The sequence below is a fragment of the Streptomyces sp. NPDC034084 genome, from assembly GCF_055575535.1.
This window is the reverse complement of the sequence record NZ_JBVISK010000007.1, coordinates 211872-224499: the sequence shown is the minus strand read 5'-3', so window position 1 is coordinate 224499 and position 12628 is coordinate 211872. Positions and strand designations below refer to the sequence as shown.

Below are 12628 nucleotides of genomic sequence, written 5' to 3'. Positions count from 1 at the left end.
AGGAAGAGTTGCTCCAGGTACTGAACCCGGCGACCGAGGAACTCGTCGCCACCGTCCCCGCCGCCACCCCCGCCGACGTCGACGCCGCCGTCGCCCGCGCCGCCACCGCACAGCGCGGCTGGGCCGCCGCCGCGCCCGCCGACCGGGCCCGGCTGCTCCGCCGCTTCGCCGCCGCCGTCGACGACCACGCCGAGGAGCTGGCCCGCCTGGAGGTCACCGAGGCCGGTCACACCATCGGCAACGCCCGCTGGGAGGCCGGCAACGTCCGCGACCTGCTCGACTTCGCCGCCGGGGGAGTGGAGCGCCTCAACGGCCGCCAGATCCCGGTGGCCGGCGGCCTGGACGTCACGATCCTCGAACCGCTCGGGGTCGTCGGCGTCATCGCCCCCTGGAACTTCCCCATGCCGATCGCCGCCTGGGCCACCGCACCCGCCCTCGCCGCCGGCAACGCCGTCCTCCTCAAGCCGGCCGAGACCACCCCCCTCACCGCGCTCCGCCTCGCCGAACTCGCTCTGGAGGCGGGCCTGCCCGAAGGCCTCTTCCAGGTCCTGCCCGGCACCGGCCCCGTCGCGGGGAACGCGCTCGTCGAGCACCCAGGCATCGCCAAGATCGTCTTCACCGGCTCCACCCGGGTCGGAAAGTCGATCATGGCGAAGTGCGCCGGCCAGGTGAAGCGGGTCACCCTCGAACTCGGCGGCAAGAGCCCCAACATCGTCTTCGCCGACGCGGACCTGGAGGCCGCGGCGGCCGCCGCTCCGATGTCCTTCCTCGACAACAGCGGCCAGGACTGCTGCGCCCGCACCCGCATCCTCGTCCAGCGGAGCGCGTACGACCGCTTCCTGGAGCTCCTCACCCCCGCCGTCGAGGAGATCGTCGTCGGCGACCCCGCCGACGAGCGCACCCAGATGGGCCCGCTCATCTCCCGCGCCCAGCTCGACCGCGTCCGCTCCTACGTGACCGACGATCTCGAAGGAATCCGGGGGAAGGCACCCGAGGGCCCCGGCTTCTGGTTCCCGCCGACCGTCCTCACCGGCGTCCCGGAGGACGCCCCCTGCGCCGTCGAGGAGATCTTCGGGCCCGTCGCCGTCGTCCTCCCCTTCGAGGACGAGGCCGACGCGATCCGCCTCGCCAACGCCACCGAGTACGGCCTGTCCGGCTCCATCTGGACCCGGGACGTCGGCCGCGCCCTGCGCGCCTCCCGCGCCGTCCGGGCGGGCAACCTCTCCGTCAACTCCCACTCCAGCGTCCGCTACTGGACCCCGTTCGGCGGCTACCAGCAGTCCGGCCTCGGCCGCGAACTCGGCCCCGACGCCCTGACCGCCTTCACCGAAACCAAGAACGTCTTCATCAGCACGGAGGGCCCCGCACTGTGAGCAACGAGATCATCTGCCGCCGCCTCGTCGGCCGTACCGCCGTCATCACCGGAGCCGGCAGCGGCATCGGCCTCGCCACCGCCCGCCGCCTCGCCTCCGAGGGCGCCAACGTCGTCTGCGCCGACATCGACGAGACCGCGGGCAAGGCGGCCGCGGAGGAGGTCGGCGGCACCTTCGTGAAGGTCGACGTCACCGACCCCGAGGAGGTCGAGGCCCTCTTCAAGACGGCCTTCGACACCTACGGCTCCGTCGACATCGCCTTCAACAACGCCGGTATCTCGCCGCCCGACGACGACTCCATCCTGGAGACCGGCCTGGAGGCGTGGAAGCGCGTCCAGGACGTCAATCTCACCTCCGTCTACCTCTGCTGCAAGGCCGCCCTGCCCTACATGCGCCGCCAGGGCAAGGGCTCCATCATCAACACCGCCTCCTTCGTCGCCATCATGGGCGCGGCCACCAGCCAGATCTCGTACACCGCCTCCAAGGGCGGCGTCCTCGCCATGTCCCGCGAGCTCGGCGTCCAGTTCGCCCGCGAGGGCATCCGCGTCAACGCCCTCTGCCCCGGACCGGTCAACACCCCGCTCCTCCAGGAGCTGTTCGCCAAGGACCCCGAGCGGGCCGCGCGCCGCCTCGTCCACATCCCCGTCGGCCGCTTCGCCGAGGCCGAGGAGATCGCCGCCGCAGTCGCCTTCCTCGCGAGCGACGACTCCTCCTTCGTCAACGCCAGCGACTTCCTCGTCGACGGCGGCATCTCGGGCGCGTACGTGACCCCCCTCTAGACCCTCGCCGCCGCCACCCCGTTCCCCCACCCGACAGCCGGGCGTCGCAAGGCGCCCGGCTGTCCGCGTACACCCAGGAGAGTGTTCATGAACGGCAAGCTCCGCACCTCCGCCGCGGCGGCCGCCCTCGCCCTCGCCGTCACCGGCCTCTTCCCCGCGGGGAACGCCGAGGCGAGGCCCACCGGATGCCCTGCCCTGAAGGTCTCCGACGGTTGGTACGGCGACAACAAGGCGCGCATCGACGCCCTCATCGCCGACCACTGCGGCGACAAGGGGCCCCGGGGAAGGAAACCCGTCGCCGTCTTCGACTGGGACAACACCGTCATCAAGAACGACGTCGGCGACGCCACCTTCTACTGGCTCCTCCGCAACGACCGGATCCGTCCCCCGAAGGACGGCGACTGGTCCACCACCAGCCGGTACCTCACCCCCGAGGCCGCGACCGCCCTCGGCGAGGCCTGCCCCACCGGCGTACGCACCCTCCCCACGGCCACCGACACGCGCTGCGCCGACGAGCTCCTCTCCGTCTACGGCTCGGGCGCCACCACCGGCGGCAAGACCGCCTTCGCCGGCCACGACCGCCGCCGCATGGAGCCGCAGTACGCCTGGCTCGCCCAGCTCCTGCACGGCTGGACCACCCGCCAGGCCGCCTCCTTCGCGGCCGCCGCCCGCGCCGAGAACCTCGCCGCCCCGCAGGGCGCCGCCCAGCAGGCCGGCTCCTCCCGGGTCACCGGCTGGGTCCGGTACTACGACCAGCAGCGGGACCTGATCCGCGCCCTCCAGGACGGCGGTTTCGACGTCTGGATCGTCTCCGCCTCGCCCGAACCCGTCGTCGACGTCTGGGCGAAGGGCGTCGGCGTCGACCCCTCCCACGCCCTCGGCATCCGCAACACCACCGACCACGGCCGTCTCACCAGCCACCTCAAGGGCTGCGGCACCGTCCGGGACGGCGAGGACGCGATGATCACCTACATCGACGGCAAGCGCTGCTGGATCAACCAGGAGATCCTCGGCGTCCGGGGCCCCGCCGCCGAGCACGTCCAGCCCGCCTCCCGTCGCCAGGTCCTCGCCGCCGGCGACTCCGACACCGACGTCTCGTTCCTGCGGGACGCCACCGGGCTGCGCCTCGTCCTCAACCGCAACAAGAACGAACTCATGTGCCGGGCGTACGAGAACGGGGACGGCCGCTGGCTCGTCAACCCCATGTTCATCGAGCCGAAGAAGCCGAAGCCGAGCGCGTACCCCTGCTCGACCACGGCCTACACGGCGAGCGACGGCAGCGCGCAGCCGGTCCGGCGGGCCGACGGCAGCATCGTCCCGGACCAGCTGGACACCGTCCACTAGAGGAAGGTCCGCCCCTCACCCCGGTACGTGGGCACGGTCGCCGTGACGCGATCGCCCTCGACCAGGTGCAGGCTCTCGAACCGCTCGCACAGCTCCCCGGCCTTCGCGTGCCGGAACCAGACCTTGTCACCGATCCGCAGGTCGTCGGCGGGGGAGCCGAGCAGGGGGGTCTGCACCTCGCCGGGACCCTCCTGCGGGTCGTACCTGAGCCCCTCCGGCAGGTACGGGACGGGCAGCCGGTCCGGGCCCGCGGCACCCGACGCCGGGTAGCCGCCGCCCAGCACCGTCACCACGCCCACGCCCGGGCGGCGGACCACCGGCTGCGCGAAGAGCGCGGCCGGGCGGCCGCTGAAGGACGTGTAGTTGTCGAAGAGACGCGGCACGAACAGGCCCGAGCCGGCCGCGATCTCCGTCACCGCGTCCTCGGCGGCCGTGTGCTGCACGCTTCCCGTGCCGCCGCCGTTCACGAACTCCAGGTCCGGCGCCACCGCCCGGACGGCCCGCACCACGGCCGCCCTCCGCTCCGCGAGCTCCTTGCGGGCGGCGGACTGCATGAGACGGACCGCCCGCGACCGGAGGGGCCGGCCCGCGACCGCGTCCCCGACCCCGGCGACATGCCCCTCGTACGCCATGATCCCGACCAGCCGGAAACCCGGGCGCCGCACCACGGAACGGGCCAGCTCGGCCAGCTGGGCGGGCTCCCGCAGCGGGGAGCGCCGCGCCCCGACCCGGACGCGCCCGCCGAAGAGGTGCAGCGCGGTGTCCAGCTCCAGACAGACCCGCACCTCCTCCGTCCCGCCCGCGCGGGCGGCGTCGATCAGATCGAGCTGCGCCACGTCGTCCACCATCACGGTCACGGCGGCGGCCAGCTTCGGATCCCGCGCCAGCTCCCCGCACCCGGAACGGTCGGCCGAGGGGTACGCGAGGAGGACGTCCTCGAACCCGGCCCGCGCCAGCCACAGCGACTCGTCGAGCGTGAACGACATGATCCCGGCGAACCCGTCCCGTGCGAGGACCCGTTCGAGCAGCGCCCGGCACCGCACGGACTTGCTCGCCACCCGGACCGGCTTGCCCCCGGCCCGGCGCACGAGGTCAGCCGCGTTGTCGTCGAAGGCCTCCAGGTCGACGATCGCCACGGGCGCGTCGAGATGAGCGGTGGCCCGGTCGTAACGGGCCCGGTCGGCGGCACGGGGAGTCATGGGCCGAGCTTGCCAGACAGGTTTACGGGTGGGTAGCCCCTGGTTCCCGCGCGCGGGGGAACAGCCCGTAGAGTGACGGGCATTGTCGACACGAGCGGGGGAACGGGGATGACCGGCGAGCACCGCCCCACGGCCTCCCGCATCACGGAGGCCCTGCTCGCGTCCCCGGCCGACGCGGATGTCCCCGCTGCGGAGACGACCACCCGCCTCCGCCCCGTCCCTCCACGGGACCCCCGACAGCCGCCTCCGGCCCAGGCGCCCGCGCCGCCCGCGCCCGCGCCGCCCGTGTCGGCGGCCGCGCCAACCACCCGGTTCGCCCCGCCCGCCCCGCCCGTGCCGGCGGCCGCGCCGTCCTCCTCGGTCGCCGCCGCGCCGCCCGTCCCGACAGCGCCCACGTCGGCGGCCGTGCCATCCGCCCCGCCCCGGCCCACGACGGCGCCCGCCGGGCCGACGGGCGTTCCCGCCCGGCCGACGACCGCACCCGCCCGGCCCTCGGCCGCCCCTGCCCCGTCCGTCGGGGCCCCCGCCCGGCCCGCAACCGCCGCCGTACGGCCCGCAGCCGTCCCCGGCCACCCCCTGGGCGGCCCCTCCCGGCTCGGCGGTGTCGCCGGTGGGCGCTCCGCCGGCCCCGGGCGCGTACAGTCGCCGTCCCTCCCCCCGTACCGCGGCCCCGGTGCCCTGCCCCCCGAGGCGCCGACCGAGGTCACCACGCGGCTGCGGGTCGTTCGGGAGCGCGCGGGTGTCGGGCGGAGTCTCGCCGTCGCCGTCTGCGCCGTGCTCGGGTTCGGGCTCATCGGCGGGGCCCTCGCCGGCGTGTGGCTGGCCGCCGCCGAACCGGGGAAGCCCGCCGAACCCCTCGGGTACGCGGAGGCGAAGGACCTCTGGCACAACGCCCCCGTCGACACGCTCTTCCCCCGCACCCTCCCCGGCCCCGGCGCCGGCCCCGGGGGCGCCGCCCGTACCTGGACCCGGATCGTCGTCGCCCCGGACACCGCCTGCACCCCGGCCGTCCTCGCCAAGGGCCTCCTCGCCACCGTCCAGCCCCTCGGCTGCGAGCGCGTCCTGCGTGCCACGTACACCGACGCCACCGCCAGCAGCGTGATCACCGTCGGCCTCGTCTTCACCCATGCCGACGCCACCACCCAGCGCGGCCTCGGCCAGAACCTCACCACCCGCCTCGGCACGGACGTGCCCCCGGCCCTCGCCGGTCCCGGCACCGTCGCCTCCCGCTTCGGAGCGGCCCAGCGCGCGGGCTGGTGGCTGAACGCCCCCGCCGATCTCCCCGTCGTCGTCACCGCCGTCTCCGGCTTCGCCGACGGCCGGACCGTCGACGGCGGCCCGGTCCCCGCCGACCGGGCCATGGCCCGGGACCGTACCGACGCCACCGCCCAGTCCGGCCTCGGCCACGAGGCCAAGGGCATCACCGAGCGCCTCGTACGACTGCTGCGCGCGGCCGCCACGACGGCCGCCAAGGAGACCGCCCGGTGACCCGCCCCGCCCACCGGCGCAGGGCCCGTGGCGGCGCCGTCGCCCTGCTCGCCGCCGCCTTCTCCGTCCTGCCCGCCACCACCCCCGCGCACGCCGACACCATCCGGGCCCGCCAGTGGGGCCTCGAAGCCCTCCACACCACCCAGGCCTGGCGCACCACCAGGGGCGAGGGCGTCACCGTCGCCGTCCTCGACACCGGCGTCGACGCCGGCCACCCCGACCTCGCGGGCTCGGTCCTCGCCGGCCGCGACCTCATCGGCTTCGGCGCGTCGAAGGGCGACCGCTCCTGGGCCCGGCACGGCACCGCCATGGCCGGCATCATCGCGGGACACGGCCACGGCCCGGGCGCCCAGGACGGCGTCCTCGGCGTCGCCCCGGACGTCCGGATCCTCCCCGTGCGGGTCATCCTGGAGTCCACCGACGGCGCCCGCGACAAGGCCCGCAAGACCCGCGGCACCGCCCTCGCCGAGGGCATCCGCTGGGCCGCCGACCACGGCGCCGACGTCATCAACCTCTCCCTCGGTGACGACTCCAAGTCCGCCCACCCCGACGCGGGCGAGGACGCCGCCGTCCAGTACGCCCTCTCCCGGGGCGTCTCCGTCGTCGCCTCCGCCGGCAACGGCGGCGAGAAGGGCGACCACATCTCGTACCCCGCCGCCTACCCCGGCGTCATCGCGGTCACCGCCGTCGACCGCTACGGCACCCACGCCTCCTTCTCCACCCGCCGCTGGTACGCCACGGTCAGCGCCCCCGGCGACGACATCGTCATCGCCGACCCCGACCGCCGCTACTACGAGGGCTGGGGCACCAGCGCCGCCGCCGCGTTCGTCTCCGGCGCCGTCGCCCTCGTCCGCGCCGCGCACCCCGACCTCACCCCCGCCCAGGTCAAGCGGCTGCTCGTCGACACCGCCCGCAACCGGCCGAAGGGCGGACGCAGCGACGCCAAGGGGTACGGGACGGTCGACCCGGCAGCCGCGATCGCCGCCGGGGGCCGGATCAAGGGCGGCGACCCCAAGAACACCGCCACCGGCTACCAGGGCCGCTACTTCGGCCCCGGCCCCGTCCCCGCCGCCGAGGAGAGCCGCCCCCTCGGCCTGCTCGCCCCCGTCGCCGGCGGACTCGGCGCCCTGCTCCTCCTCGCCGCCGTGGCGCTCCGGCGCGCCCACCGGACCTCCTAGCCGGGGGCCCGGACCCGGCGGTTAGGCTCGGGGGGTGGCGCTCAAGAACATCCCGGACCCCGGTTTCTCCGACGACGACGGCACCGCCGACCCGCGGCTCGCCGCGGCCCTCGCGGCCTGGGCGGAGGACCGGACCGCCCACGGCCCGGTCCTCGAAGCTTTGAAGGGGGCCCGGCTGCTCGTCCCCGTCGTCGCTGTCCTCGGCGAGGTCGAGATCGACCCCGAGACGGGCCTGAAGCAGGAGAAGACGAGCGACATGGCCGTCCCCACCCTCACGGCCGGCGACCGGCGGGCCCTCCCGGCCTTCACCTCGATCGCCTCGCTCGCCCTCTGGGACCCGGCGGCCCGGCCCGTCGCCGTCCCCCTCCACCAGGCGCTCCAGGCGGCCGCCCACGAGAAGGCCGACACGCTCGTCCTCGACCTCGCGGGCCCCGTGCCGTACCAGGTGACCGGCCCCGCGCTGCTCGCCCTCGCCGAGGGCCGCTCGAGCACCGACCCGCTCGACGACCCGGCCGTGCGGGAGGCCGTGCGCGCCGCCGTGGCCGCCGAGCCCGCGGTGCTCCGCGCCCACCTGGGCCCCGGCACCGCCGACGGCACCGTCGCCCTGGTCCTCGCCCCGGACGCCGCTCCCGCGGAGGCGGCCCAGCGTGTGGCCCGCGCCCTGGCCGCCGACGAAACACTGAGGGCCCGCCTGGTGCGGGGCCTCGACCTGGCACTCCTGCCGGTCTCGGCCACGCCTCCGGGCGAGCCCTTCTACATCAAGAAGTGACCCTCTAGCCGTACACCGGTCCGGTGTACTTCTCGCCAGGACCCTGGCCCGGCTCGTCCGGGATCAGGGACGCCTCGCGGAAGGCGAGCTGGAGGGACTTCAGGCCGTCCCGCAGCGGAGCCGCGTGGAAGGAGGAGACCTCCGTCGCGCCGGCGTCCAGGAGACCCGCGAGGGCGTGGATCAGCTTGCGCGCCTCGTCGAGGTCCTTGTGCTCCTCGCCCTCCTCGGTGAGCCCGAGCTTCACCGCGGCGGCGCTCATCAGGTTGACGGCGACCGTCACGATCACCTCGACCGCCGGGACCTCCGCGATGTCGCGGGTCATGGATTCGAAGTCGGGGGTTTCGGGGGAGTCCGGGGACTCGTTCTGGGGCGTCTCGCTCATGCCCCACACGATAAGCGGACGTACGGTTCGCGCCGACCGCCGGGTCCTGCTAACCTTGTGTAACGACCGGCTGGACACCTCTGTGTCCGGCCCACAAGTGGAGGCTCCGTACTCCCACCTGACCACCCTCGCGGGTGGCGGGTCACTCCGGTCAGGTGGCGCCCATCGTTCCGTACGGACGATGGAGCCGCCCGATGCGCGCCCCGCGGTTCACCGTGGTGGTGCTCCGGTTTCCGTGGAGCCCCGCCTGTGTACCGTCCGGGGCGTTTTTCATGTTCCGGCTCGGTCGGTCTCAGAAAACAGACGTTGCGCGTCCGTCCGCCAGGCGGTCGTGTGGTGCTACCTAGGAGGATCCATCAGCGCCGAGCCCCGCATCAACGACAGGATTCGCGTTCCCGAGGTGCGACTTGTCGGACCCAGCGGCGAGCAGGTCGGGATTGTTCCGCTTGCCAAGGCCCTGGAGCTCGCACAGGAGTACGACCTCGACCTGGTCGAGGTCGCGGCGAACGCCCGTCCGCCCGTGTGCAAGCTCATGGACTACGGGAAGTTCAAGTACGAGTCGGCCATGAAGGCCCGTGAGGCGCGCAAGAACCAGGCGCACACGGTCATCAAGGAGATGAAGCTCCGGCCGAAGATCGACCCGCACGACTATGACACCAAGAAGGGTCACGTCGTCCGGTTCCTCAAGCAGGGCGACAAGGTCAAGATCACGATCATGTTCCGTGGTCGTGAGCAGTCCCGTCCCGAGCTTGGCTTCCGGCTGCTGCAGCGGCTCGCGTCGGACGTCGAGGAGCTTGGCTTCATCGAGTCCAACCCGAAGCAGGACGGCCGGAACATGATCATGGTTCTCGGCCCGCACAAGAAGAAGACCGAGGCCATGGCCGAGGCGCGTGAGGCCCAGGCCGCACGCAAGGCCGAGCGTCAGGGCGTCGCCTCCGACGAGGCGCCCGAGGCTCCGGCCGCCGAGTCCGAGGCCCCGGTCGAGTCCGAGGCTCCGGCCGAGACCCCCGAGGCGTGACCCGACGGGCTGCCATCCAGGCAGCCCTGGGCCCCGCCCCGAACCACCAAACGAAGATCTGACGCTCCCGGATGTCCGGTGTCCGCACCGGACGGGAGCGCCACTGACGAGGAGATACGGCGCGATGCCGAAGAACAAGACGCACTCCGGTGCCAAGAAGCGCTTCAAGGTCACCGGCTCCGGCAAGATCCTGCGCGAGCGCGCCGGTAAGCGCCACCTGCTCGAGCACAAGTCGTCCAAGCTGACGCGTCGCCTCACCGGCAACGCCGAGATGGCCCCGGGTGACGCCGCCAAGATCAAGAAGATGCTGGGCATCTGAGTTGATCTCCCGCCTCCGGCGACGGGGGCATCCGGCTGAGACCGGGATCCATTCGTATTTCGGGTCGTGTGAGCACCACCGCGACCCCGCTACAAGGAGTTAACAAGTGGCACGCGTCAAGCGGGCAGTCAACGCCCACAAGAAGCGCCGGGCGATTCTCGAGGCGGCCTCCGGCTACCGCGGTCAGCGTTCGCGCCTGTACCGCAAGGCCAAGGAGCAGGTCACCCACTCGCTGGTCTACAACTACAACGACCGGAAGAAGCGCAAGGGCGACTTCCGTCAGCTGTGGATCCAGCGCATCAACGCCGCTGCCCGCCAGAACGGCATGACGTACAACCGCCTCATCCAGGGTCTGAAGGCCGCCAACATCGAGGTGGACCGCAAGATCCTCGCCGAGCTGGCCGTCAACGACATCAACGCGTTCGCCGCGCTGGTCGAGGTCGCGCAGAAGGCCCTCCCGGCCGACGTCAACGCCCCGAAGGCCGCCGCCTGATCTTCCAGGCCGCAGTACTTCTGCCCGGACCCGCAGGCCTCGCGCCTGCGGGTCCGGCGCGTTGACCGCCCCTCCGCCGCACCCGACGAGTCAGAGAGCCGCAGGCACATGTCCACCCCCGAGCTGATCTCCCCGCGTTCCCCGCGCGTCGTCGCCGCCCGACGGCTCGCCAAGCGCAACTTCCGGGGCAAGGACCGCCTCTTCATCGCCGAGGGCCCGCAGGCCGTCCGCGAGGCCGTCGAGCACCGCGGCACCACCGGGGAGCCCACCCTCGTCGAGCTGTTCACCACCGTCGAGGCCGCCGAGCGCTACGCCGCGATCGTCGACGCCGCCCGCGCCGCCGGAGCCCGCGTCCACCTCGCCTCCGACGCCGTCCTCGCCGAGGTCTCCCAGACCGTCACCCCGCAGGGCCTCGTCGGCGTCTGCCGGTTCCTCGACTCGCCGTTCGAGGAGATCATCGCCGCCCGGCCCAAGCTGGTCGCCGTCCTCGCCCACGTCCGAGACCCCGGGAACGCCGGCACCGTGCTGCGCTGCGCCGACGCGGCCGGCGCCGACGCCGTCGTCCTCACCGACGCCTCCGTCGACCTCTACAACCCCAAGTCCGTCCGCGCCTCCGTCGGCTCCCTCTTCCACCTGCCGGTGGCCGTCGGCGTCCCCGTCGAGCAGGCCGTCGCCGGGCTCAAGAGCGCGGGCGTACGGATCCTCGCCGCCGACGGCGCCGGGCAGGACGACCTCGACGACGAGCTCGACGCCGGCACCATGGGCGGGCCCACCGCCTGGATCTTCGGCAACGAGGCCTGGGGACTGCCCGAGGAGACCCGGGCGCTCGCCGACGCCATCGTCCGCGTCCCGATCCACGGCAAGGCCGAGAGCCTCAACCTCGCCACCGCCGCCGCGGTCTGCCTCTACGCCTCCGCCCGCGCCCAGCGCCCCCGGACCTCCGCCTGACGGGTCCATTCCGCCCCCGGGGCCCAGTAGAGTGACCCACTCGGGGGCCCACTGCGCTACACGGAGGGGTGGGGAACGGGGATGACGGTAGACACGGACAGTCCCGCGGAGGCACGGAGCGCCTCGCCGCACGCCCCGGCACCACCCGGCCCGACGGCGACAGCCGGTTTCGCCGGGCTCGACCCCGATGATCTGCCCGACGGGCTCGTCATCGCCGACGAGACCGGGCGCGTCGTCTGCTTCAACGCCGCCGCCGGACGCATCACCGCCGTCCCCGGCGAGCAGGCCCTCGGCCTCCCCCTCGACGAGGCGCTGCCCCTGGAGGACCTCAAGGGACGCCGCTGGTGGGCGCTGACCGATCCGTACGGCGGCCTCGCCACCCGCCGCGGACAGCCCGAGCGCAACCTGCTGCTCCCCGGCGGCCGCGAGGTCCTTGTCTCCGCCCGGTACGTCCGCGAGCACCCCACCGGACCCGTCCGCCGGGTCGTGGTCTCCCTGCGCGGCACCGAGGCGCGCCGCCGCACCGAGCGCAGCCACGCCGAGCTGATCGCCACCGTCGCCCACGAGCTGCGCTCCCCGCTCACCTCCGTGAAGGGCTTCACCGCCACCCTCCTCGACAAGTGGGAGCGGTTCAACGACGAGCAGAAGCGGCTCATGCTGGAGACGGTCGACGCCGACGCGGGCCGCATCAAGCGGCTCATCGCCGAACTCCTCGACATCTCCCGGATCGACTCCGGACGCCTCGAAGTGCGCCGCCAGCCCGTCGACATCGCCGCCGCCATCGGCCGCCACATCCAGGTGCACATCACCGGCGGCCAGTCCCCGGACCGTTTCTTCGTACGGATCAGGCCACAGCTGCCCGCGCTCTGGGCCGACCCCGACAAGATCGACCAGATCCTGGGGAACCTCCTCGAAAACGCGGTGCGCCACGGCGACGGAACCGTCACCATCGAGGTGGCACCCACCACGCTGGGCGACGACGGAGAAGAGGGGACGGAGGTCACCGTGAGCGACGAGGGACCCGGCATCCCCGAAGCGTCGATGAGCCGCGTCTTCACCCGCTTCTGGCGGGGCAGCAAGCGCGGCGGCACCGGCCTCGGCCTCTACATCGTCAAGGGCGTCGTCGAGGCCCACGGCGGCACCATCACCGTCGGGCGCGGCCCCCGTGGCGGGGCCGAGTTCCGATTTATCCTGCCCGTCGGCACCCCGGCCCACCTTCTCTGACGTCTCAGCAGCCGAGACCGTACGAGATCAGGAGCCGCCCGGCCTGCCCACGGGCTCATTCGCGTCCCCGCGCCCCGTTAGACTCGTCCTTTGGCACGTTTGCGCCCTTGACGT

13 protein-coding genes are annotated in these 12628 nt (G+C 73.6%); 11 read left to right on the top strand and 2 right to left on the bottom strand.

What is annotated here, in order from left to right; translation table 11 throughout:
• The first annotated feature begins 8 nt into the window (after window positions 1–8).
• The 3 genes from ACZ51I_RS25865 (at window position 9) to ACZ51I_RS25855 (ending at window position 3496) form a co-directional block, all read left to right on the top strand.
• Window positions 9–1373 (top strand): aldehyde dehydrogenase family protein, encoded by a 1365-nt coding sequence (locus ACZ51I_RS25865; protein WP_468880138.1) that lies wholly within the window; start codon window positions 9–11, stop codon window positions 1371–1373.
• The gene (locus ACZ51I_RS25860) at window positions 1370–2152 is read left to right on the top strand and encodes a 3-oxoacyl-ACP reductase (RefSeq protein WP_468880135.1); all 783 of its coding nucleotides are present in this window, start codon (window positions 1370–1372) and stop codon (window positions 2150–2152) included. The genes ACZ51I_RS25865 and ACZ51I_RS25860 overlap by 4 nt, the downstream gene beginning before the upstream one ends.
• A gap of 87 nt (window positions 2153–2239) precedes the next feature.
• On the top strand, window positions 2240–3496 hold the full coding sequence (locus tag ACZ51I_RS25855) for a haloacid dehalogenase-like hydrolase (RefSeq protein ID WP_468880132.1): 1257 nt from the start codon (window positions 2240–2242) through the stop codon (window positions 3494–3496).
• On the opposite strand, the gene ACZ51I_RS25850 is transcribed toward ACZ51I_RS25855, so the two are convergent.
• Window positions 3493–4695 carry an amino acid deaminase/aldolase gene (locus tag ACZ51I_RS25850; protein ID WP_468880130.1) on the bottom strand — a complete coding sequence of 401 codons (1203 nt, stop codon included), beginning with the start codon at window positions 4693–4695 and terminating at the stop codon, window positions 3493–3495. The genes ACZ51I_RS25855 and ACZ51I_RS25850 overlap by 4 nt on opposite strands.
• 108 nt (window positions 4696–4803) lie before the next feature.
• On the opposite strand from ACZ51I_RS25850, the gene ACZ51I_RS25845 reads away from it, so the two are divergent.
• From ACZ51I_RS25845 to ACZ51I_RS25835, 3 genes are read left to right on the top strand one after another with little or no spacing between them, the layout of a single operon-like run.
• Window positions 4804–6183, top strand: coding sequence for a hypothetical protein (locus tag ACZ51I_RS25845; RefSeq protein WP_468880128.1), 1380 nt, complete (start codon window positions 4804–4806; stop codon window positions 6181–6183).
• The gene (gene mycP / locus ACZ51I_RS25840) at window positions 6180–7361 is read left to right on the top strand and encodes a type VII secretion-associated serine protease mycosin (protein WP_468880126.1); all 1182 of its coding nucleotides are present in this window, start codon (window positions 6180–6182) and stop codon (window positions 7359–7361) included. Before ACZ51I_RS25845 ends, mycP begins: the two co-directional genes overlap by 4 nt.
• 34 nt (window positions 7362–7395) lie before the next feature.
• On the top strand, window positions 7396–8130 hold the full coding sequence (locus ACZ51I_RS25835; protein ID WP_468880123.1) for an SseB family protein: 735 nt from the start codon (window positions 7396–7398) through the stop codon (window positions 8128–8130).
• A 4-nt stretch (window positions 8131–8134) separates the two neighbouring features.
• On the opposite strand, the gene ACZ51I_RS25830 is transcribed toward ACZ51I_RS25835, so the two are convergent.
• Complete coding sequence (locus tag ACZ51I_RS25830) at window positions 8135–8512, bottom strand: DUF1844 domain-containing protein (protein WP_468880117.1); 378 nt, start codon at window positions 8510–8512, stop codon at window positions 8135–8137.
• A 331-nt stretch (window positions 8513–8843) separates the two neighbouring features.
• On the opposite strand from ACZ51I_RS25830, the gene infC reads away from it, so the two are divergent.
• The 5 genes from infC (at window position 8844) to ACZ51I_RS25805 (ending at window position 12514) form a co-directional block, all read left to right on the top strand.
• Entirely contained in the window at window positions 8844–9530 is a 687-nt protein-coding gene (infC, locus tag ACZ51I_RS25825; RefSeq protein WP_468880111.1) for a translation initiation factor IF-3, read from the top strand.
• A 124-nt stretch (window positions 9531–9654) separates the two neighbouring features.
• A complete protein-coding gene (rpmI, locus tag ACZ51I_RS25820; protein ID WP_015032399.1) occupies window positions 9655–9849 on the top strand; it encodes a 50S ribosomal protein L35 in 195 nt (64 codons plus the stop codon).
• Window positions 9850–9955: 106 nt separating this feature from the next.
• Entirely contained in the window at window positions 9956–10342 is a 387-nt protein-coding gene (gene rplT, locus ACZ51I_RS25815; protein WP_017241732.1) for a 50S ribosomal protein L20, read from the top strand.
• Between the two features lie 108 nt (window positions 10343–10450).
• Entirely contained in the window at window positions 10451–11290 is an 840-nt protein-coding gene (locus ACZ51I_RS25810; RefSeq protein WP_468880107.1) for a TrmH family RNA methyltransferase, read from the top strand.
• Window positions 11291–11371: 81 nt separating this feature from the next.
• The gene (locus ACZ51I_RS25805) at window positions 11372–12514 is read left to right on the top strand and encodes a sensor histidine kinase (protein ID WP_468880105.1); all 1143 of its coding nucleotides are present in this window, start codon (window positions 11372–11374) and stop codon (window positions 12512–12514) included.
• The last annotated feature ends 114 nt before the right edge of the window (window positions 12515–12628 follow it).

Excerpts from the sequence above, each read along its gene's own strand:
- ACZ51I_RS25855 (WP_468880132.1), top strand. The coding sequence starts at position 2,240 with ATGAACGGCAAGCTCCGCACCTCCGCCGCGGCGGCCGCCCTCGCCCTC.
- ACZ51I_RS25850 (WP_468880130.1), bottom strand. The coding sequence starts at position 4,695 with ATGACTCCCCGTGCCGCCGACCGGGCCCGTTACGACCGGGCCACCGCT.
- ACZ51I_RS25845 (WP_468880128.1), top strand. The coding sequence starts at position 4,804 with ATGACCGGCGAGCACCGCCCCACGGCCTCCCGCATCACGGAGGCCCTG.
- ACZ51I_RS25830 (WP_468880117.1), bottom strand. The coding sequence starts at position 8,512 with ATGAGCGAGACGCCCCAGAACGAGTCCCCGGACTCCCCCGAAACCCCC.
- rpmI (WP_015032399.1), top strand. The coding sequence starts at position 9,655 with ATGCCGAAGAACAAGACGCACTCCGGTGCCAAGAAGCGCTTCAAGGTC.
- ACZ51I_RS25810 (WP_468880107.1), top strand. The coding sequence starts at position 10,451 with ATGTCCACCCCCGAGCTGATCTCCCCGCGTTCCCCGCGCGTCGTCGCC.
- ACZ51I_RS25805 (WP_468880105.1), top strand. The coding sequence starts at position 11,372 with ATGACGGTAGACACGGACAGTCCCGCGGAGGCACGGAGCGCCTCGCCG.